The 21,732-nt window shown below is 53.9% G+C and carries 20 protein-coding genes; 16 read left to right on the forward strand and 4 right to left on the reverse strand.

The features are described 5' to 3' along the window. Positions 1-167: 167 nt before the first annotated feature. Complete coding sequence (locus tag IR195_RS04400) at positions 168-437, forward strand: type B 50S ribosomal protein L31 (RefSeq protein ID WP_095602579.1); 270 nt, start codon at positions 168-170, stop codon at positions 435-437. A 12-nt stretch (positions 438-449) separates the two neighbouring features. Then, positions 450-590 (forward strand): type B 50S ribosomal protein L36, encoded by a 141-nt coding sequence (gene ykgO, locus IR195_RS04405; RefSeq protein WP_082072625.1) that lies wholly within the window; start codon positions 450-452, stop codon positions 588-590. A gap of 81 nt (positions 591-671) precedes the next feature. Here the strand turns inward: ykgO and IR195_RS04410 are convergent, their stop codons facing one another. Together IR195_RS04410 and IR195_RS04415 are read right to left on the reverse strand one after the other, a co-directional pair. After that, positions 672-1,469: an inositol monophosphatase family protein gene (locus IR195_RS04410; protein ID WP_206048852.1), complete on the reverse strand. Its 798-nt coding sequence runs from the start codon at positions 1,467-1,469 to the stop codon at positions 672-674. A gap of 206 nt (positions 1,470-1,675) precedes the next feature. Beyond that, a complete protein-coding gene (locus IR195_RS04415; protein WP_206048853.1) occupies positions 1,676-2,608 on the reverse strand; it encodes a siderophore-interacting protein in 933 nt (310 codons plus the stop codon). Between the two features lie 174 nt (positions 2,609-2,782). On the opposite strand from IR195_RS04415, the gene fhuB reads away from it, so the two are divergent. The 13 genes from fhuB to IR195_RS04480 all read left to right on the forward strand — a co-directional run bounded on the left by fhuB (position 2,783) and on the right by IR195_RS04480 (position 19,539). Further along, complete coding sequence (gene fhuB, locus IR195_RS04420; RefSeq protein ID WP_206048854.1) at positions 2,783-4,783, forward strand: Fe(3+)-hydroxamate ABC transporter permease FhuB; 2,001 nt, start codon at positions 2,783-2,785, stop codon at positions 4,781-4,783. After that, positions 4,780-5,559 carry a siderophore-iron reductase FhuF gene (fhuF, locus tag IR195_RS04425; RefSeq protein WP_206048855.1) on the forward strand — a complete coding sequence of 260 codons (780 nt, stop codon included), beginning with the start codon at positions 4,780-4,782 and terminating at the stop codon, positions 5,557-5,559. Before fhuB ends, fhuF (IR195_RS04425) begins: the two co-directional genes overlap by 4 nt. Before the next feature lie 45 nt (positions 5,560-5,604). Then, complete coding sequence (locus tag IR195_RS04430) at positions 5,605-7,263, forward strand: multidrug ABC transporter permease/ATP-binding protein (protein ID WP_206048856.1); 1,659 nt, start codon at positions 5,605-5,607, stop codon at positions 7,261-7,263. A gap of 353 nt (positions 7,264-7,616) precedes the next feature. Continuing rightward, positions 7,617-8,171 (forward strand): sigma-70 family RNA polymerase sigma factor, encoded by a 555-nt coding sequence (locus IR195_RS04435; protein WP_206048857.1) that lies wholly within the window; start codon positions 7,617-7,619, stop codon positions 8,169-8,171. Next, positions 8,172-9,197, forward strand: coding sequence for a FecR domain-containing protein (locus IR195_RS04440; RefSeq protein WP_206048858.1), 1,026 nt, complete (start codon positions 8,172-8,174; stop codon positions 9,195-9,197). A 94-nt stretch (positions 9,198-9,291) separates the two neighbouring features. Beyond that, positions 9,292-11,769 carry a TonB-dependent siderophore receptor gene (locus tag IR195_RS04445; RefSeq protein ID WP_206048859.1) on the forward strand — a complete coding sequence of 826 codons (2,478 nt, stop codon included), beginning with the start codon at positions 9,292-9,294 and terminating at the stop codon, positions 11,767-11,769. A gap of 36 nt (positions 11,770-11,805) precedes the next feature. Beyond that, positions 11,806-12,714, forward strand: a complete 909-nt coding sequence (locus tag IR195_RS04450) for an ABC transporter substrate-binding protein (protein ID WP_206048860.1) — start codon at positions 11,806-11,808, stop codon at positions 12,712-12,714. A 133-nt stretch (positions 12,715-12,847) separates the two neighbouring features. Then, positions 12,848-13,372: a sigma-70 family RNA polymerase sigma factor gene (locus IR195_RS04455; RefSeq protein ID WP_206048861.1), complete on the forward strand. Its 525-nt coding sequence runs from the start codon at positions 12,848-12,850 to the stop codon at positions 13,370-13,372. 9 nt (positions 13,373-13,381) lie between these two features. Then, on the forward strand, positions 13,382-14,362 hold the full coding sequence (locus IR195_RS04460; RefSeq protein ID WP_241006796.1) for a FecR domain-containing protein: 981 nt from the start codon (positions 13,382-13,384) through the stop codon (positions 14,360-14,362). 100 nt (positions 14,363-14,462) lie between these two features. Beyond that, positions 14,463-16,943 carry a TonB-dependent siderophore receptor gene (locus IR195_RS04465; RefSeq protein ID WP_206048863.1) on the forward strand — a complete coding sequence of 827 codons (2,481 nt, stop codon included), beginning with the start codon at positions 14,463-14,465 and terminating at the stop codon, positions 16,941-16,943. A gap of 92 nt (positions 16,944-17,035) precedes the next feature. Further along, positions 17,036-17,968 (forward strand): ABC transporter substrate-binding protein, encoded by a 933-nt coding sequence (locus IR195_RS04470; protein ID WP_206048864.1) that lies wholly within the window; start codon positions 17,036-17,038, stop codon positions 17,966-17,968. 7 nt (positions 17,969-17,975) lie between these two features. After that, positions 17,976-18,758: a siderophore-iron reductase FhuF gene (gene fhuF, locus IR195_RS04475; RefSeq protein ID WP_206048865.1), complete on the forward strand. Its 783-nt coding sequence runs from the start codon at positions 17,976-17,978 to the stop codon at positions 18,756-18,758. A gap of 169 nt (positions 18,759-18,927) precedes the next feature. Next, the gene (locus IR195_RS04480) at positions 18,928-19,539 is read left to right on the forward strand and encodes a LysE/ArgO family amino acid transporter (RefSeq protein WP_125746021.1); all 612 of its coding nucleotides are present in this window, start codon (positions 18,928-18,930) and stop codon (positions 19,537-19,539) included. 15 nt (positions 19,540-19,554) lie between these two features. Here the strand turns inward: IR195_RS04480 and ltaE are convergent, their stop codons facing one another. After that, positions 19,555-20,562, reverse strand: coding sequence for a low-specificity L-threonine aldolase (gene ltaE / locus IR195_RS04485; protein WP_206048866.1), 1,008 nt, complete (start codon positions 20,560-20,562; stop codon positions 19,555-19,557). A 98-nt stretch (positions 20,563-20,660) separates the two neighbouring features. Here ltaE and speG point away from each other — a divergent pair, with 98 nt between their 5' ends. Beyond that, a complete protein-coding gene (speG, locus tag IR195_RS04490) occupies positions 20,661-21,185 on the forward strand; it encodes a spermidine N1-acetyltransferase (RefSeq protein WP_125746025.1) in 525 nt (174 codons plus the stop codon). Positions 21,186-21,242: 57 nt separating this feature from the next. On the opposite strand, the gene IR195_RS20530 is transcribed toward speG, so the two are convergent. Then, entirely contained in the window at positions 21,243-21,365 is a 123-nt protein-coding gene (locus IR195_RS20530) for a hypothetical protein (RefSeq protein WP_264298800.1), read from the reverse strand. Between the last annotated feature and the right edge of the window lie 367 nt (positions 21,366-21,732).

Here is a 21,732-nt window from a genome sequence, read left to right on the forward strand (position 1 = left end):
GATAAGCCCTACGAGGGCTTGAGTATTGGCGGCTAACGCAGTGCTACGGGGCAAGCGTTGAGTTGTGAGTTAACGGGGGTAGGCTTGCAAGATAGCCTTTACATGTTAATGAGAATCATGTGTAATTGTTATGTTATCTTGTATCTTTTGAGTTGAAGGAGTTGAGTATGAAAAAGGGCATACATCCCGCTTATGGCTACGTAGTGTTCCGCGATACCAGCTGCGGTGCCACGTTTCGGATCCGTTCTACCTGTACCTCAACGCAGACAATTGTCTGGGATGATGGCAATACCTACCCATTGATTGACCTGGATGTCTCTAGCGCTTCTCACCCTTTCTATACCGGCGAGCAGCGCAGAGTTTCTGCTGAAGGTCGGGTGGCGCGTTTTCAGCAGCGCTTCGGTTTGGTTTCGCGCCGCTCTTCTGGCGCTAAGTAGAGGATATATAGAGTGCAAGTACTTAGCTCGCTCAAGTCCGCCAAAAACCGCCATCCTGATTGCCAAGTGGTCAAACGTCGCGGACGGCTGTATGTCATTTGTAAAACGAATCCGCGCTTCAAAGCGCGCCAGGGAGGAAAGCACAAAAAATAAGCAGGGCATACCCCAGGTCCAGTGGCTTATTTTTTATCAACGCACAATACGGCGTTTGAACGCTGAAGGGCGGATATTTTGTTAGCAAGAGCTTAAACATGTTAGCAGTTGGCTATGCTGCTCGGGGTGCGCAGCAATTAGGCTGTTCCATTGAACAGGATTTGCCTCACCAGAGATATCCGTGACGGTGTATCCAGCTTCCCGAGCTATCACAATACCGGCAGCGATATCCCAGAAGTCGAGCGCGGCGCCTTGCGACCAAAAAGCATCAAACCGACCTAGGCTGAGATAAGCGATCTCAAGTGCCGCTGAACCAGGGCTGCGGATACCCGCCACTTGAGGCATTAATGTCGCGAGTTGATTTAGCGCTGTCGTGCAGTCGCCTTTAGCGTGATAGGGCAGACAAGTGCTCACCAGCATCTCGGTTAGCGGGCGAGGGACTGGTCTTGTTAACGGGCGGTCATTGAGAAAGGCGCCCGCGCCTTGGCCTGCCCAAAGCATCTCATCAAGGAGTGGTTGGTAGACAACACCGATAATTAGCGCATCACCTTTGGTGACCGCAATAGACACCGAGAAGTGAGGCACGCCATGCAGAAAATTGCTGGTGCCATCAAGGGGGTCAATAATCACTGTATAGTCGCTATCGGTGGGCGTCAGGCCGCTCTCTTCACCGAGGAAAGCGATATCGGGAAAGGCGCTGCTGATGCAGTCGATAATGATACTCTCGGCGGCCGTATCGTAGTAGCTCACAAAGTCTGACGCCCCCTTTTGTTCGAAGGCAATCCGCCCCTTTTGCGAATACCCCTCGCGCAACAGCACGCCCGCCTCATAGGCTGCTTGTTTAACTGTTTCCAGTAAGCTGTTTTCGCTCTCAAGCATGTCGTTTCTCCTTGGGGCTTATATGGCTGTTATCAAATCAGTTGATAAAGGTAACGAACCATCCATGACGTGGCGATGACAGTAGACAGTCTTGGTTTGGTGGCTTGCTCATGGTGTATGAGTGTCGCCCCTATCAAACCGGGGTAGCCACGAGAGCCGGCGTGTTTATGGGGTCACTGTTTGACACCGTGTTGTTTGCCGTTCCTTTAACCATTGGCCTTGCCCAGTCGCCAGTAGCCCATGCTGGTGACGTACTGTTTGGGGAGGCCACACTCGTTGACCAAGTAGCGGCGCAGCTTCATCGCGACCTTGGTTTCAGCGGCAATCCAGGCATAGAAGGGCGCGCTGTCATCCAGAGTGGCGGATTCCCAGAGAGGTCCGTCCTCATTGTCGCTTTCGACGTTGCTAGTGGCTGCCGTAGGCGTGCCGCCTAGCGCTTGAATTTCCTTGTGCAGATCAATATCGCGCAGCGCCCTCAGCAGCAGCTCACCGTGCTGGCAGCCGGGGTCAGCATCACGGGCCAGCCAGTGCAGCTTAGCGGCTTGGGGCAGCGGCTGAACGTCGTCACTGCGGGGCACTTCGAACAGCGCTTCAACCTTGGGTTTGAGCGGCAGGTCATCAAGGGTTTCCAGAATGCCAGCCGCGGCGGGGAGAGCGGTTTCATCGGCGATGATTAGAATACGGCGCACGCCTTGGGGGGGCTTCCACTCGTAGCCCTGTTTTGGGCCTTCCGCGTTAGCGTCAGGGGCTGTCATGGCTAGCCGGTCACCTGGACGGGCGTGCATTGCCCAGCGTGAGGCAGGGCCATTGTCGCCGTGGAGCACAAACTCTACATCCACCTCAGCCTGCTCTGGGCGCAGGGCGCGGATGGTGTAGGTGCGTGCAGAGGGGCGCTGGGCATCTGGTAGGGCGCGGTAGGCGCTGTACCAGTCGTGCTCTTCCAGCTTGGCAATCTCAAACAGCGGGTCGAGGCTACCACCGCCTTCGGGGAAGAACAGTTTGACGCGTTGATCCGGCGCGTAGGTCGCCATTTGGCTGACGGCTGGGCCAGTAAAGGTGAACTTAACTAACGAAGCGCTGACTTGGGTTCGCCGAGCGAGAGTGATATCGAAAAGCTGATAGGTTTGTTTAGCCGCCATTGTGGCTGTCTCCATTAATAAATCGCTTAATTGTAGTGCTAATTATTATCATTTAGAATCGTTGCGGATAATTCAACCACTAACTCCAGAAAAGAGTAAGGCTAAGAAAATGACTCTGCTGCCTATCAGGCCCTGTGTGGCGATCTGCCCGGCTATGACAAAAGGTTGTTCGCTATGCTAAGCGCTGCGCAAGTTACCCAGCGAATGGGGGGGATGTCGCCTGCAAAAGCTTGCCTGCTGCTTAGCTTGCCGATGGTGGTGCTGTTTTGGCTAGGTCTGCAGGGGCAGGGCGGTTTTATACTGGGGTTGCAGGCGTTAGTGGTGCCCTCCTTTGAGAATGTTGACGAGTTGTTGCTTCACTATGCGTGGTGGCCGCGCCTCTCGATTGCGCTGCTAGCTGGGGGCGGCTTGGGGCTAGCGGGTGTGCTGATGCAGCAAGTGCTGCGCAATCCGCTGGCCTCGCCCACCACCCTAGGGGTGGCGTCGGGCGCCAACCTGGCGTTGATGACTGCTACTTTGCTGGCGCCGGGGCTGCTTGTCGCCGGGCGCGAATGGGTCGCCTTAGTGGGTGGGGCGCTGGCGGTTGGGTTAGTTTTCTTGCTTTCCTGGCGGCGCGGGCTGGCGCCGATCGTGGTGGTGCTGGCGGGCTTGGTGGTTAATCTGTACTTAGGGGCGCTCTCTACGGCACTGCTGCTGTTTAACCACGAAGCGCTCTCAGGGCTGCTGATTTGGGGCGCGGGGTCGCTGGCACAAAACGGTTGGGATGGCGTGGCAGTTCTCTGGCCACGATTGGCAATTAGCTGCGTGGCAGCCTGGTTTCTACTGCGCCCTTTGGCGGTGCTAGAACTGGACGATGCCAGCGCCAAGAGCCTAGGCGTCTCGCTGACCTATCTGCGCTTTGCAGGGATGGGGCTGGCGGTATTTATTACCGGTAGCATTGTCAGCGTGGTCGGTATCATCGGTTTTATCGGCTTGGCTGCGCCTAATATTGTGCGCATGGCCGGTGCGCGCCGCTTAGGGCCACGGCTGCTTTGGTCGACGCTGCTAGGAGCTGTGTTGTTGGCCACCACTGATCTGCTGCTGCAACATTTCGGTGGCATGGTGGCGGCCTTTATACCCACTGGGGCGATTACCGGTGCCCTGGGGGCGCCGCTGTTAATGTGGCTGATTCCACGTTTGAAACTGCGGGGTGATCAACCACCAAAAGGGGCGGGCGTTTTTGCTCATCGCCATCCAGCGCCTTCCCGTTTGGCGACGGGGTTACTCCTCGCGCTACTAGGCGCCACATTACTTGGCTTGCTGGTGGGGCAGGGGGTTGATGGCTGGTATTTACTGTCGCCGGATAACTGGAACGTGATGCAGTGGCGCATGCCGCGGGTAATGGCGGCAGCAGCGAGTGGGCTAATGCTGGCAATTGCCGGCACGATTCTGCAGCGCCTTTCCGCCAATCCCATGGCCAGCCCTGAAGTCTTGGGTATCAGCGGTGGCTGTGCCATTGCACTGATTCTGGGGATTTTCCTATTACCCGCGCCCACCAATATGATGCTGATTGGCGTGGGTACCCTGGGGGCTTTCGCGACGCTGCTGGTGCTGGTGGGCATCAACCGCAAAAGCGGTTATCTCCCCGAGCGCTTGCTGCTTACCGGGGTAGCTGTCAGCGCCCTGTTTGATGCGGTGCGTAGCGTGATGCTGGCGGGCGGTGACCCACGTGGTCAGCAGGTGATCGCTTGGCTAGCGGGCTCGACCTATTACGTGGATATCACCAACGCCGTGGTGGTTGGCGGTATTGCTGCGGTATTGGCGTTGGTCACGCTGCCGTTTACTCGTTGGCTAGATATTTTGCCATTAGGCGCACCGACGGCTAAGGCGCTTGGGGTAACCCTCAACCGTGCCCGCTTGGCGCTGCTGTTGCTGGTGGCGCTACTCACCGCCTGCGCCACCTTGGTGGTGGGGCCGCTGTCATTTATTGGTCTGTTGGCACCGCATATGGCGCGTTTGGTCGGCTTCTCTCGGGCAGGACAGCACCTGCTGGGTGCTGCGTTGATCGGTATGCTATTAATGGTGCTGGCGGATTGGGTGGGGCGTCAGATTATTTTCCCGTACGAGATACCGGCAGGTTTGGTCGCTTCCCTGATTGGCGGTGCCTACTTTATGTGGGGGCTGCGGCGGCTATGAGCGAAGCGGCAAGCGTGCTAGCGGCAGCGACGAATCCAGCAGACGCTTTGTTGGCGCTCTATCGCCAGCCGCCGCTGGATAACTTAAAGGCACCTGCGTTTGGTCAGCCTGATGAGACGACATTGGCGGCTACTGAACTGCTGGATCATGACGTGCTCTTCGCCCAGCTATCGCGTTACTGCCGATACCACGGTGACGATGCTGATTTTCTGGCCGCCGCTTCGATATGGTCGAAATTTCATTTCAGCAGTGTCGCGATTCCGACGCTGGTGGCCAATCTACTGCTGGGCTATGAGCTGCCAGTCGGCGGGGGTGAGCTGCGGCTGGCGTTAGGTGATCACGGTCAGACGACGCGCATTTGGCTGCCGCATGGTGGTGTGCCGTTGACCTCAAAAGCGCTTCAGGCACGCTTTAGCAGCCTATTCGATGACCACTGTGCGCCGCTTATCGAGGCGTTGGCCGAGGTCTCCGGGCTTTCTGCCAAAGTGTTCTGGAGCAATCTTGGTCACTATGTGGAGTTTGTGGGCAAGACCTGCTCGCGGCATCCAGACTTCACTGGCGCGGGTGAGCCGCTGCTGAATTATCTCGATACCAAGACCTTGCCTGACGGGCGGCGCAATCCGCTCTATCAACCGGTGCGCTATCTGGAACTGGGCGGTGAAACCCCGGCTCGAGTGCGGCGTCTATGCTGCATTAAATATCGGTTGCCCGGCGAGCCGCTGTGCGGCGCTTGCCCGTTAAAACCCGAGAATAAGCCAGCCAAACGCCAACGCTAGCTTTTAAATATCGGCTAACTTTTGAAGTGCCAGGAGGCCCTGCACATGGAGCTGTTCAAGATTATATGGCGCGATTATCGCTGGCCATTTTTGGCCGTGGTGCTACTTAGTTTGGCCAGTGCGGGGTTGGGCATCGGTGTTATCGCCTTTATCAATCAGCGGCTGTTGGGCACCTTTACCGATCCATGGCGCATCCTGCCAGAATTCCTGGGCTTAGTGGCGTTGTTGCTGGCGATTACTCTAGCCTCGCAATTAGCCTTGACCACCTTGGGACACCACTTTGTCTATCGGCTGCGGGGGCAGTTGATCAAACGTATCTTGGATACCGATATCGAGCGTATTGAGCAGATTGGCAGCGCACGTTTATTGGCCAGCTTATCCAGCGATGTGCGCTATATCACCGTGGCCTTTGTGCGCTTGCCAGAATTGGTGCAGGGTGGTGTTTTGACGGTGGGTGCCACTGCTTATTTGGTTTGGCTTTCACCAACGATGCTAATGGTGACGGCGCTGTGGGTGATTTTTACTATCCTGGTCGGCATGCGCTTGGTGGCGAAAGTGTATCGGCATATGGCCAAGCTGAGGGATTCAGAAGACCGCCTCTACGCGGACTATCAGTCGGTCATTGAAGGGCGCAAAGAGCTGGCGCTTAACCGTGACCGGGCCGAGTGGTTGTACCGTGACGTTTACACACCTGACGCGGAAGCGTATCGGCACCATATCATTCGTGGTGATACCTACCATCTTAGCGCGGTCAACTGGTTTAATATCATGATGTTGGGGGCCATTGGCGTGGTGTTTTTCCTGGCCAACGGCCTGGGTTGGGCATCAGCGCAAGTGGCCACCACCTTCTCGCTCACGCTTTTATTTCTTCGTGCGCCGCTAATTCAAGCCATTGGCGCCTTTCCACCGCTGATCAACGCCCGAGTAGCCTTCGAGAAAATTAGCGCGCTGGATCTAGCGGAACACCGCGATTCCTTCGATAGCGGCAAGCAGCACCACGACTGGCAAGAGGTAATGCTGGAACAGATCACCTACCGTTATCCCACCGAAGAAGCGCGGTCGGGCTTCGCCATTGGGCCGATTGACCTGACCTTAAAGCGTGGCGAGGTGGTGTTTCTGATCGGCGGCAATGGCAGTGGCAAATCCACCTTGGCGAGGCTGTTGACTGGGCTTTATCAGCCGCAAAGCGGCTGTGTTCGGGTCGATGGCAGGCCGCTGCAGGAGGAAGATTGGAAGACCTATCGCCAGCACTTCTCCGCCATCTATACCGACTTGCATCTATTTGACCGCTTGATGGGGCCTGCGGGGGAATCACCCGACGCGATGCTGATAGAAGAGTGGCTAAAAGCTCTGGGCATGCAAACTAAACTCGACTTCGACGGTGATCGGGTCACCAACGCCAACCTCTCCCAGGGCCAGCGTAAGCGCTTAGCAATGCTGCTGGCCGTTGCGGAGCAGCGCGAACTACTGCTGCTGGACGAGTGGGCCGCCGATCAGGACCCACAGTTCCGGCGGGTGTTTTACCGCGAGCTACTGCCGCAGCTCAGAGCGCTGGGCAAAACGCTGGTAGTAATCAGCCACGACGACCACTACTTCGATCAAGCCGATCGGCTGCTGGAAATGCGCCAGGGACAGTTGGTCGAACTCACCGGTGAGCAACGCGAAGCGGCCAGCCGCGATGCGGTGGCAAGGGTGAGTGGGTAGTTATTGATGTGAGTCGCTTAGCGTTATTAATTTAGTGCGTGGTATCGCTCGGCTAAGCCTCGCCCTGATTATGGTGAAGCTGAAAGAGGTCATAATTGATCTGCATGGATAGCCAGAATTTGGCGCTTCCGGCGTCCAATTTTTCCAGAGCCAATGCCACTTTGTTATTCGAGCATGTTCACCATGCTGGCGTTGTGCATGGCGTCGGTAGTGGTACTGGTGTTGTTGGTGGGAAGTATTTTGCAGGGTGTTATATCTCAAAGTGGGGAGGTTCGTTGAGCACTGTGCATTGACACTGCCTGTGAATTGAAAAAGAATAAGAATCATTTTCGAATAAGTGAGGCACTTTTTATATGGCGGCGGCACCCCGAACAGCCGAGCCTGTGGCTTACCATACCGGCTGTCGAAACTCCCTCGGTCAGTTATATCACCACCATCAGCCTTGGTTGCAGCAGTTGCTCAGCCAGCGGTTGGGATGTAGTGAGTCGGCGGCGGATCTGGCGCAGGATGCGTTTGTGCGGCTGCTGAAAACGCCTCGCCATTTGGATAGTTTCGAAGGCGCCAGAGCCTACCTCAGTCGCATGGCCAAAGGGCTATGCGTGGATCATTGGCGTCGGCAGGATATTGAGCGTGCCTGGCAGCAAGCTCTAGCGGCCAGCGCCGAGACGAATTTGCCCTCTGCCGAACACCAGCAAATCGTCATCGAAACACTGTGCGAAATCGATCGCATGCTGGCGCGGCTACCCGAGAAAGTCGCTAGCGCCTTTTTGGCCTCGCAGCTACACGGTAAACCCTATCGGCAGATTGCTGAGGAGCTGGGAATTTCCGAGCGTATGGTCAAAAAATATATGGCCCAGGCCATGCTGCAGTGCGCGTTGATCGAAGCGGGCTTCGAGGCGAGCCTCTAAATGGCTTCTGCGGTTAGCGCCGATGAAGCCGCCAAACGCCGTGCATTGGCAGAGGCCGCTGAGTGGTTTGCCGAGTGGCAAGCAGGTGAGATGCCGGCAACAGAGCGCCAACGCTGGCAGGCATGGCGAGATGCCAACGACACTCATCGTTGGGCTTGGCAGCAAGTGGAAGGTGTCAGCTGCCGCTTCGCTGACAGCTTGGAAAAGGATGAGCGGCAAGCCGCGAACAGCGTGATTAATTTGGCGCGCCAACGGCGGCGAGGGCGTCGCCACCTGCTGGGAGGGCTAGCAAGCATTGCGCTGGTCTCTGCACTCTCCGCCGCGCTGTGGCAAAGCACGCCGTTGCCACGGCTAGTACAGCAGTGGGGCGCTGATTATCACACCGCCACCGGTGAAATCACTCATATCGTGCTGGAAGATGGCACCCAGGTCTGGCTGAGCAGCGCTTCAGCACTCAATGTTGATTACGATCAAGAGCAGCGCCGCTTGGCGCTGGTGACAGGTGAAGTGCTGATAGCGACTGGCAAAGACACCCAGCGACCATTTTACCTGGATACCCGCAGTGCACGTCTCACGCCCTTGGGCACGCGTTTTAGCGTGGGTGAACAGCCTTCAGGTGAGTTGCTGGCGGTGTTTGATGGCGCTGTGGCTATCCAGACTCAGGGCGATGCTCTGCATGCAAGCCAGCGGCAGGTAGTCAATGCCGGGCAGCAAGCTCACTACACTGAAGGCCGTATCGGGGAACTCACCCATGCTGAAGGCCGTCGGGAAGCCTGGGCCAACGGCGTTCTGTTAGCCGAGAACATGTCGCTTAAGAACTTTGCCGCGGCGCTTAGCCGTCATCACCACGGCCGCCTAGAGGTCGACCCAGAGGTGGCGAACCTCACCCTACTTGGCGCTTTCCCGCTCGATGATTTAGAGCGCACCCTGAACATGGTCGAGACCACACTACCGGTGAAGGTGCGCCAAATCATGCCCTGGTGGATCAAAATAGAGGCAGACGAAACAAGCTCCAGCGAGGAATAAAAAGAGAAAAAATTGGTTTTGCTGGTTCCCCTTTTTCGCACTGGTTCGATTCCCCTTTATAAGCACTTAAAACGTATCTGCAAGGGGAACCAACATGCTCCAACAGCGCACGGCACTTCGACCACTTACTGCCAAGCCCCAACCGACGCTTAACCGCCGCGCCTTGACGCTGGCGGTTCATTTTGCCACCGCTGGGCTATTAGCAGCACCGCTGCTATCGCAGCCCGCCATCGCTCAAGTCACTCAGCAGCAAGCACGCCACTATGATATTGCCAGCGGTCCGGTTAGCACGGCAATTAACCGCTTCGCTGCCCAGGCGGGTGTGTTTATTAGCGGCGCTGGCGAGCTGGGGGAAGGGCGCCAAAGCCCCGGCTTGCAAGGCCAGTACAGCGTTAATGAAGGGCTGGAGCGGTTGTTGGATGGAACGGGTTTAACGGCAGCCCTGCAGAGGGATGGTAGTTACCGGTTGGAAGCGGGAGCCACTAATGAGACGTTACCGGTGCTTCAGGTCGAAGCCAATTGGTTGAGCGCGTCTCCTGTTGGGCCAGATTATGGCTACCGAGCAGAGCGTAGCCTTACGGCTACCAAAGCTGATATCGCCCTTGAGGATACGCCGCGCACGGTGTCGGTCATCACACGTGAGCGTATTGAAGATCAGAACCCGCGCACGCTAAGCAATATTCTTAGCTATGTGCCCGGTATTTCGTCGAGTGATTTTCCTGTGGGTGACGGCTTGGCAGGGGACATTTTCTTTATTCGTGGCATGAACCAGCGAGACTATGGCTACGGTACCTACCGAGATGGCCTGCGGGTTCAGCCTAATGCTTATTCGACTTCCGCCGAGCCCTACGGATTGGAACGCGTCGAGGTATTTAAAGGACCTACGTCGGCGCTTTACGGTGAAAACGTACCGGGTGGGTTGGTCAATCTAGTCAGCAAGCGACCTACTGCTGATCATGAGGGAGAAGTAAACCTCAGTTATGGTAGTCATAGCCGTCGCCAAATCTCGACCGATATTTCAGGCCCGTTGAATACTGACGGGTCGGTAAAGGGGCGTGTTGTATTTCTGCACCGTGAGTCGGATACCCAAATCGATAGCGTAAATGATGATCGTACCTACATAGCCCCTTCGTTGACGTTTGAGTTGAGTGATCAAGACCGTCTGACGGTGTTGGGTATGTACCAGAAAGATGATAGCGAGTTGCAATTAGGCCTTCCTGCGGCAGGTACGCTACTCGATCATCCTTCAGGTACGCTAAGCAGCAGCACCAATCTAGGTCACCCTGAATGGGACACCTTTGAGCGTGAAGTCTGGTCGCTAGGTTACGAGTATGAGCACGCTTTCAATGATAGCTGGCGTTTCCAACAAAACGCGCGCTATTTGCGCTCCCAGGTGAACCGTCAGGAGGTGTGGTGGAGCTACCCAGGCGATGGATATGACAATGTAGTTGGTGCTTACGGACGTGATCGCGATAACGATAGCAAAACGCTGGCAGTTGATAACCGAATAGTGGGCAAATTTGGTAACGATGTTGTTGAGCACACTTGGCTCGCCGGATTTGGATATGACCGAACCTCTTTTTCGCAGACGCAGGACGTGGGGTTCAGCACGCCTCAGTCGATCAACATCTTTAACCCCCAGTGGAATTCGCCGCCACAAACGCTACAGCGTTCTGAGGATGGCGAGGACGTGCAGGCGTTAACCGGTATTTACTCCCAATTGCATAGCCAAATGGGTGGCTTTATTGCCCAAGTGGGTGGGCGCTTTGACTCGGCTAAGACGGAGTATAGTAACTACCTTACACCCGGTGGTGGCTTCACGGTGACTGATGAGGAGTTTAGCTGGCAAGCGGGCTTGATGTATCAGTTCGACTCCGGCTTATCGCCCTATATGAATTATGCCACGACCTTTGTGCCAGCGCGCCAAGTCTCCGTCACCACTAATGAACCGCTAGATCCTATTACCGGACGCCAGTATGAGCTAGGCCTGCGCTACGACATTCCTGACACGGATACCGCGATTACGCTTTCGACCTACGATATCGTGATGAAAAATGACATTAACTATGACAGCGCTATCGGTGGTTACCGCAATGTGGGGCGTACCGATTCCAATGGCGTCGAGTTAGAGTTGGTTAGCGATATTAACGATGCGCTTAGCGTAGCCGTCGCTTACACCTACACCGATGCACGTATTGTTGAGGATGTGGCGTTTCCCCGTTATGAAGATAATCAGGTAGCCGGAGTACCTCGCCATAAAGCATCGCTGTGGGCGAATTACGAGTTCTTGGAAGGTGCTATGCAAGGCGCTGAAGTGGGGCTAGGTGTGCGCTATTTAGGGAGCTCTAATGCTTATCCTGACGCTAGTCTTGCTTACGGCGATGTCTTAAGTACCAAAGCGGTGACCCTCGCTGATATTTCCCTTGGCTACGACTTTAACGACAACTGGCGGGTAGGTCTCAATGTGGAGAATCTATTCGATAAGCAGTATGTGGGAGAGTGCAACAACGCCGCACGCTGCTACTGGGGCACTGACCGTACTGTGCAGGGCACCTTGTTCTTCAGTTATTAACGCAAGTTTTATTGAGCTACACCAAGGTAACTAGGCATGTCGCACCCTATTAAAAAGACTACGAGCGGGTTTTTGTCCGCCATGCTGATGGTGGTTTCCTCGCAGTTGTTGGGGCAGGGCGAGGTACCTTCGAACACGGCAGTAGTTACACTGGACTATGCGATTGCTGAAACATTGCAAGCCCTGGGAGAACCGCCCCAAGCCGTGGGCGGCCTCTCAGGTTATCGCGTATGGTGGCGCGATCCCCAAGTGCTTTCTACTGCTATGGAGTTGGGTAGCCGCCACTTACCTAACCTCGAGTTGATACAAGACATTGCGCCTTCGCATATTCTTATCTCACCGCCTGCTCATGCCAACTTAATCCCCCAACTCAGCCGTTTGGCAACGTTAAAAAAGTGGGTGGTTTATGAGACACCTCCTGCACTACAACAACGGCTAAATAACTTAACGACGCAGTTAGCCGAGTTAACGGGTGATCAAGCACACGCTAACGACTACCTAAGAGGCGTTGAAGCGCAATTTGAGGCGTTGGCAGAACAGCGCAAACATAGTGAGCGAAGCGCTCAATCGGTAGTGTTAGTGAGCCTGATGGATGAGCGCCACGCCAGGGTATATGGCCAAGGCAGCCTGGAAGGGTTAGTGCTGGAACAACTGGGAATCAACAATGCCTGGGAGGGGGACGTCAATCGGTGGGGGTTTGCCACCGTCACCGCCGAGCAGCTATTTGGCCTTGAAGACTATGTGATCATGCTGGAAAGCCCTTACTCCGTTGAAGGAACGCAACAAACCTTGCTGGAGCAGGGCATTTGGCAGCATTGGCCTGCTTTAACTAGCCAAGACACAACTACGTTAGCCGTCGATTATTGGCACTGGGGAGGCTGGCCATCTGCCCTCCGCTTCGCCGAATCCCTCGTTGAGGCTCTGGAGGAGCCTGTCACCCCCTAGCGCCGTTCTGTTATCTGCAGGTGCGTTACATCGCTATATTGTTTGTAATGATAAGTATTATCACTTATTGTTTGCGTCTGGTTTTGCCCCTTTTTGGGGGGCATTTGGCACGGGCAAGCGGTGGCAACGGGCGATGGTATCGATAAAGCAACAGGGCGGAAGCGAGGCACCTTTCGAAGCCCTCTATCATAATCATCACAGCTGGCTTAGGCGCTGGTTAAGCGTCAAGCTGGGCTGTTCCCACACCGCTGCAGATCTTGCTCACGATACTTACCTACGCATATTGGCGCGAGGTACTACGCCAGCGTCGGATCAGTCGCGGCGTTTTCTAACCCAGGTCGCCAAGGGGTTAGTGATCGATCACTACCGTCGTCGACGAATCGAAACTGCCTATTTGGAAACTCTCAGCCTGCTCCCAGAAACACTCGCGCCTTCCCCCGAGGAGCAAGCACTCACTATCGAAGCGTTGGTCGAAATTGATGCGCTGCTCCATGAGCTTCCTGACAAGCCTCGCCGGGCTTTTCTTATGTGTCGTTTGGACGGCTTGAGTTATCAAGACATTGCTGAGGCACTGAGTGTCTCGGTCTCTTCGGTAGAGAAATATATCGCCAGGGCGCTGCTAGCCTGCCACCGCGCGATAAATGAGCCTCAACCCTAAGTGAAAGCCATGCACCACACATTCGCCAACGTCTCCCATGAGCCCATCGATCCTGCCGTGCTGGAGCAGGCCAGTCTGTGGATGGCGCGTCTATGGAGTGACGATATCAGCGAGGCACAGCGCGAGGCTTGCCTAGCCTGGCGACAAGCGTCGCCGGAACATGAGCGCGCTTGGCAGCAGTTGCAGGCGATTGATGGTCAGTTGGCCGCGCTGCCGCGCCACGCTGCCCGTAGCGAGCTGTTTTCGTCTTCCCAGGTCTCCCGGCGGGGGTTGCTGCAGTGGGGTGGCCTGGCCGTACTATTAAGCGGGCTGGGGTTTGGGCTACCGCATACGCCTCAGTGGCAACGCCAGTTCGCTGACTACGCCACCGGTATTGGCGAGATACGAGAGGTGACGCTGAGCGATGGCACTCACCTGGTGTTGGATACCGATACCGCCATCGACATAAGATTTGATGCCCACCAAAGGCGACTCCATCTGCTACGTGGTGGGGTGCTGATTACCACATCAAAAACAGCGGATGCCCGGGAGTTTAGCGTTATGACGAAGGAGGGGCTTTCCTATCCGCTGGGCACTCGCTTCAGTGTCCAGCAGCAATCAGAAAACACCCATGTAGCCGTTTACGAGGGGCGAGTGGCTCTGGTGCGAAAAGGCAGCGACGAACGGACAACGTTGGATGCTGGTCAGCAAGCCGCTATGAATACCAAACGGGTGATGCCACCCGAACCGCTAGATGCTATCGAACAGGCACGCTTTGAGGGGCGGCTGGTGGCGGAGAGCATGCGGGTGATTGAGGTGCTTGATATATTGAAGCGCTATCGCCATGGGGTGATACGTTGCGCACCGGAGGTGGCCAACCGGCGAGTAAGTGGCGTGTTCTCGCTGCAAGACACCGACCGTGCTCTGGCAAGCCTTGCTGATGCCATGTCACTAGAGCTGATTTACCGCACGCCGCTATGGGTGACCCTAACGCCGCGCAGTGAAGGATAGAGATACAGCAGAAAAATGTTATAAAAAATTGAGGGATTCTCGTTCTCGTTCGGAAGAGCTGATGTAAACATAAAAAATGCATCAATCAACGGGGATCTTCATGACGACGCAGCACGCGCACTCACGCTTTATTCTTACGCCTTTGGGCCGCGCCATTCCGCGAGCCATTAAATATGGCCTGCTCGCCGGTTGCTTGTTGGGTCTGCCCGCAACAGCGCTTGCTCAGCAAACAGCGGGGCAGGGCGCATCGGCTCAGCAGCGTTACTCCATTGATGCAGGACGACTCGAGACTGCCCTGAACCGTTTTGCAGTCAGTGCAGGCATCGAGATTGCTTTCGATGCGGCGCTGACCAGCGGCGTACAGACCAACGGCCTGCAGGGCCAGTACAGTATCGATGAGGGGTTACAGCGCTTGCTGGCAGGCACTGGCCTTGCGCCAGTGCGCAGTGCTGAGGGTAGTTATCGGTTGGAGATATTGAATGAGCGAGCTGATCAGAACTTAGAAACTATTTCGGTTTACGGCACTCTACCTGCCCGCTATGAAGGCCGCTACGCCGACTCCTCGATGCGTCTTCCCAAAGACATTATTGATGTACCACGATCCATCGACGTCATTCCTGAACAGTTCCTGCTCGACCAACAGGCGAGAGAAATGGCTGATGCCTTTCGCCTATCGCCCAATGTAGTAGTAGCAGATGGTTATGGCGGCACCCGGGAGCACTCGCTGATTCGAGGCTTCAACCGCAACGATAATTTCTATCGAAATGGCGTCCCATTTAGCCATGAAAGCCGTATTGATCCAGCCACTATTGATAATATTCAGTTAATCAAAGGGCCCGTGGCTGATATCGGTCGGATGTCGCCAGGTGGCATCGTTAATATAGAAACCAAACAGCCACAGTTTCAACGCGAACATTCCATCTCGACAACCTTCGATGAGCATGGACAACGACGTGGAACCATCGATCTCACAGGCCCTGTCGGTGAGAGCCAAAACTTGGCCTACCGGATCACTGGCTCGCTTGAGGATAGTGAGACATTTCGCGACACCTTTGTCGATAGGCAGTTCCTATCCTCTGCCCTGCTCTGGCAAGGGGAGTCAGGAGCAAGCGTAGGGTTCAATCATGAATATTCCCGGGATCGCCGAGAAATAGATAGGGGACTAATTACAGTACCGGTGGGAAGTTCACAGCGTCGACTAGCGGATGTTCCTTTTGATACTCGCTTCTATGGAAATATTCCCAATGAGCGCAACAGTGAATATCACTTGGCTGAGCTTGACGTTGTCATTCCGTTGGCAGATTCAGCCTGGGAAATAGACAATAAGCTCTTTTATTCTAGAGAAACGGGGGAAGATCTTCGTGCTGAAGTGATTTCTGTTGGAGCCGATGTTAGCAGCGAACTTACGAGAGATACGCTAATCCGGCGTGTTGGTGCCAACCAAGACCGCACGCGTATATATAAATTTGCTCGCTCCCAGCTCATCGGTGAAATCGACACGGCTATCCCAATACGTGTAGCAACGGGGGTGGAATATCGAGAGTTCAGCCATGAGTGGCGTTACTTAAGCGGTAATCCTCAGATTGGGGGCACTGTATCCTCGCCTGACTCTCTCACTCTTGTTAATGACCTTGAATCTCCTAGTAGCGAACAATTTTACGATGTTAGCCAAAAATCGCATGGCGTATTCTCGGCTACCGAGTTCTCGCTAACGGATGCAGTGACGTTTGATATTGGGCTTAGATATGAAATATCCGAGAATAGCTATCATAATGACAACTATTTAACTGGCTCTTCGACCGATATTGATTCAGGTAGCAGCAGTAAGCTTACAAAGGGGGTCGGCTTAGTCTGGGAGACCATGCCTGGGTTAAATCTATACTTCAGCTATGCTGACACCTTCGAGCCTCAAAATATATATGTAGGAAGTCAAGACGTTTTCGAACAGGCTCCTAGAGAAGGTCGACAGGTCGAAGCAGGCGTGAAGTGGAGTTCTGCCGATAACCGCTACTTTATTACCGGTGCAGTTTTTGATCTCGAAGAAGATAACGTGGTCGAAACCATCAACGGAGAGCCAGTGCCAACGGGTGGCATCATCTCTAGAGGCGTCGAGGTCTCTATCGCCGCTAACCCTGTCGATGGCTTCAACCTGCGTGGCGCTATTGGCTTGCTTGATGCAGAGATAGTTAGTGATAACGAAGCAACGAACGGCAATCAACCGCGTAACGTACCTGACACGACAGCCAGTCTTTGGGCAAGCTACGAATTCCAGAACCCTGAAAGTGCTCTTCGGGGGCTAGGTATTGGTAGTGGCATTACCTATGCTAGCAACCGCTATGGCGATAATGGCCACGTTAACAATCTTGGTGAGACTCTTCATGGCTTTGAGCTTGGGGACTATACAGTTGTTGATGCTGGCCTCTGGTACTACCTCCCTGTCGGTAACGGCAACCGCCTACGTTTTGACTTGGGTATCAAGAACGTTACCGATGAAGAGTATATTGTTGCCTCAGGCGGCAATACCCGGATAAGCGTGGGGGATCCGAGAACATTCTATAGTGGAGTCCGCTTCGAGTTCTGATTGAACACACGATACGCTCAAAAAGGAAGGGGGGAGCACCCCTTTCTTTTTGTGCTCAAAATTCGCCGCTAGTCCGTTCAAAAGAGATCATCATGCCGGGTTTCACGATTACTCTGAGGGTTTCATTTAATAGAGTAGTGCTTAATAGAGTAATGCTTAATAGAGTAGTGGCGATGCTCATCATTGCGGTTTTAACACTGCCTACTAAAAGCCTTGCGTCTTCTAATAATTCAACAATTGCCGCTCTCGATATCCGTATCGTCGAAACACTGGTCGCGATGGATATAATACCAGCGTCGCTGACGGATCCTGAGGCCCACTCTTTCTCTGACCCTAGGTTGTCAGGTGCTACTAACCTAGGCATAGGCTTCCAGCCTAATTTGGAGCTGCTAAGCCAAGTTTCACCACAGAAAATTTTGATTTCACCGAATTTAGCCCAGATTTCTGCTCAGTTATCTAGTATTTCCCCATTGAAGAGCCTAACGCCGTACGGCAATGAAGCAGGAGCAGATTCCTGGCAGCAGCTGACTTCTTTCACTCGGGAGCTTGGTACATACATTGATGCTGAAAGCTCTGCAGAACGCTTAATACGCGAAGCTGAACAGCATCTCCATGCATTGCGGGAGAGTATCCCAGATAACCAGCCACCCCTTTTAATCATTCGCTTAATGGATAACCGTCACGCTCGGGTATTTGGTAGCAACAGTATGTTTCAAAGTGCTTTGGAGCAGCTGGAACTGACCAACGTCTGGCAAGGGGAAAGCAATCACTGGGGCTTTACGACCGTCAGCATTGACGCATTGATCGATATTGATGCCCGCTTGGTGATATTAGAAAGCCCCTACGCTAATAGTCCCGTTCGTGAGCAATTTTCTGCACAGGGTACTTGGCGGTATATGCGCAGCTTGCGGCGCGGAGATGAGCTCTATTTGCCTGCGACGTTTCATCATTTCGGTGCTCTTCCTTCTACTCTAAGCTTTGCTGACCTCTTGGTCGAAGCCCTCGACGTGCGCAGTGAGCATTGATGACAATATGATCAAATTATTAACGCCCATCTTTCGAGGCGAGTGGGCCCACTTCGGTGAAGGCCTGATCTGTAGGGAGGAGGCGGGGAGCCACGCCTACCTGCTAGCCGACCTACTTAATGAGCCAGAGAATTTTGACGCCATTTTGCTGCGGCGCGCTCGCTTTTACGACGTTGACGACTTGCGGCCAGTGGCATCTATCTGGTTTCTTAAATACGTCACTCTACTAGTTCCGCCTATCGCCGTCGCCGCAACAGTACTGCAACATGGATTCCCCGTCAGACCTCAGGATATATCGGTAGTATTGGATGAAAATGCAGCACCCGTCGCTTTCGTTATTCCTCATCTTGGCGAAAGTATTGCTGGCCTCGATACTCAGCGGCGCTATGCTCCTCTAATAAAAGAACATTTGGAGCCGCTTATTAGCTACCTGTCCTCGCGCACTAGAGTGCCAGCCAAGATATTGTGGGGAAATGTTGCGCGGCGATTAGAGACACTTCTTACCCTTGCACAACAGCGGAACGCCTTTTCTCCCAACGCTGTTCAGCGGGCTGAGAGTGATAAAGCATATCTGCTAGAGCAGCGTGTTTGGCACTGTAACAAACGCAACCCGATGTTTGGCTCAAAACGACAAGCGCTAAGGAATACAGAGGAGGGAGAAGTGCCGGTGCGGCTTCATCGGCACTGCTACCTCGGCTATCTTTTGCCGGGTGGGAGTTATTGTGGACTATGTCCACTGTCACCGGAATTTCGCAAGCGAAAGCAGCGTCTGCTGCCTACGGACAGCTGAAGACTGTCTAGAGCTGGCATTGTATGCCTAAGTGTAGATAACAAATGTATTGGTTATTAAAAAAACTAATGCCCCATTAGCAGGATGATTTTTAGTTATCTAAGTTGCCCGCTATCTTAGTGCCACGATTCTTTAAAGCGACGCTAATTCTGGTACTGGGGACAGCGCAATGTGGGAAAGTTACTTAACGGGCTTGGTCGTATCTGGCGGTATCATCATGGCTATCGGGGCGCAAAATGCCTATGTGCTGGGGTTAGCAGTGCGCCGTGAACATCACTGGTGGTCGGCGGGGCTGTGTATGAGCGCGGATATTATCTTGCTAACCGCTGGTATGTTTGGTGCTAGCGCGTTTTTACTGACAATGCCGAACGCGATGGAAGCCATGCGCTGGGTAGGCGTAGCGTTTTTAAGCTGGTTGGCAGCACAGGCATTACTGAGGGCTGTTAGCGGACGCGAGGGGCTGCAGGCCGGTAGCGTAAAAGCGCGTAGCTTGCGCGGAGTACTGTTGGCGACCTTGGCCGTGACGGTATTGAATCCCCAAGTGTATCTGGACACGCTATTGTTAATTCCTGCTATTGGTGCTCAGCAGGAAAGCGCGGGTGTGTTTGTCGCAGGCGCATCGACTGCCTCTGTTCTTTGGTTCAGCCTGTTGGCGTGGGGCGGGGCAGCGCTTTCGCCTTGGCTTTCCCGCCCAGTAGCATGGCGTACCATTGATGGGCTAATTGGTCTGATGATGGCGGTTATTGCAATACACTTAGCGCTGGGCTCTACGCTACTTTAACAGGCCTCAAGCTGACTAGAGGCGGCTGAAGTAGCTCTGCATAACGGCGATGACTTTATCTATATCGGCATCATCAATATCACGGTGAACAACAAACCGCGTGGCATAAAGTAGTTCAATCAAAATGCCATGCTCTTTCAGCCAAGCAGAGAGCGGCTGTACATGTTCGTCGGGAAAGTGAGCGAACACCATATTAGTTGCTTGAGCAGCAATCTCGACGCCGGGCAGTTTCGCTAAGCCTTCCGCCAAGCGGGCTGCACGGCGATGGTCGTCGGCTAAGTCAGCGATATGGTGCTCCAGAGCATACTGGCAGGCGGCGGCGATAATGCCTGATTGGCGCATGCCACCGCCGACCATTTTACGCCAGCGCCGTGCGCGGTCGATCAAGGCTTGCGAGCCCACTAAGGCAGAGCCGATGGGAGCGCCCAGACCTTTCGAAAAGCACAGCGACACGCTATCAAATGGCAAGCAGAGTTGCTTCAGTGGGGTATCCGTGGCTACTGCGGCATTAAACAGCCGTGCGCCGTCCAGGTGCGTTGCCAACCCGCGCTCACGGGCCAATTCAGTTGCTTTCAGCACATACTCGGCGGGCAGCACTTTGCCGCCGATGGTGTTTTCTAGCGCTAGCAGCTTGGTACGCGCAAAGTGAAAATCGTCGGCTTTGATAGCTGCGCTTATTTTCTCTAATGGCAGGCTACCATCGGCGGCATTTTCAATAGGCTGCGGTTGAATGCTGCCTAACACCGCTGCGCCACCGCCTTCATAGCGATAAGTATGGGCTGATTGCCCCACGATGTACTCATCGCCGCGTTCGCAGTGAGCCATTAACGCTACAAGGTTGCTTTGTGTGCCGCTTGGAAATAGTAGCGCTGCTTCCTTGCCTGTCTGCTCAGCCAGCTTTTCCTGAAACGTATTGACCGTTGGGTCATCGCCCCACACGTCATCGCCCACTGGAGCGGCCATCATGGCATCTTTCATGGCGGGGGAAGGCCGAGTCACTGTGTCACTGCGTAGGTCAATCATGCGAAACTCCTGTGATGACAAAAAACTCTTTTCGAGCATACTGCATGTCTAATCAGCGCGAAAAGCGAAACCTCAATACGTAGAGAAAGGACAGAGTTATGCTCGCCACCGATCTAAAGCTCCGTGCCCTGGAACGCAACGATCTGCGCTTTGTTCACGAGCTAAATAATAACCAGAGCATTATGTCTTACTGGTTTGAAGAGCCTTACGAATCATTTGATGAGCTGGAGGAGCTTTATAATAAGCACATTCATGACAACGCCGAGCGGCGCTTTGTCGCAGAGAACAGCGACGGACATGCCATCGGTTTAGTTGAGCTGATTGAAATTGACTATATTCACCGCAGCGGTGAGTTTCAGATCATCATCACGCCAGATCACCAGGGAAAAGGGTTTGCTCGGTCATTAATCCGTCAAGCATTGCACTACTCGTTCACCATTTTAAACCTACACAAAATATATCTGATTGTGGCGGTGGAGAACGTTAAAGCTATTCATCTCTACGAGGAGAGTGGCTTCATAGAGGAGGGGCATTTGGTTGAAGAGTTCTTTATCAACGGCAAATACCGTGATGTGAAGCGAATGTATATCTTGCAGGACACTTACTTAGCGCAGTTGGCTTGATAAACAAGACGACAACACCTCAGGCCGAAAACTAACCAAAGGCTGAGGCGTTGTTGCTTACTGCTGACTCATATAAGCAGCGATGGCGTCAAAAGCTGCGCGTTGCTGTTGGGCACGATTAGCCCAAACCTGCATCACATCCACTTCTACTGTCTGATCTTGAGCAGCGAAAGATGACATGGCGAGTACTCCTAATTCATTCAGAGGTTAAGGGACGGTTCAGCCATCATGGGCTCTAGTGACCCCAATTTAGTTATATATGGTTTTCTTTGTGCGACGCAGCAAGTTAACTGCGGGCTAAAGTCTATGCGCATTTCAGCCCTTAAATCTAGTCCTAAAGATGTAGGAGAATTGCTATGGTGTGTAAGAAATGGCTTACAAAATCAGTAGCTGCTCACCTACATCATTGAATGGAAAAGATTTTCATAATATTAAAAAGCCGACTGAAAAAGTCGGCTTGTGTGGTTATTTTTTAGTCTATAGGGGAGAGATGGCGCTAAAAAAGCTTCTTTTAGCCGAAGTAGGTCGCTAATGCTTCATTAGCAGC

Origin of the sequence: Vreelandella venusta, assembly GCF_015689495.1 — a bacterium.
GTDB lineage: Bacteria > Pseudomonadota > Gammaproteobacteria > Pseudomonadales > Halomonadaceae > Vreelandella > Vreelandella venusta.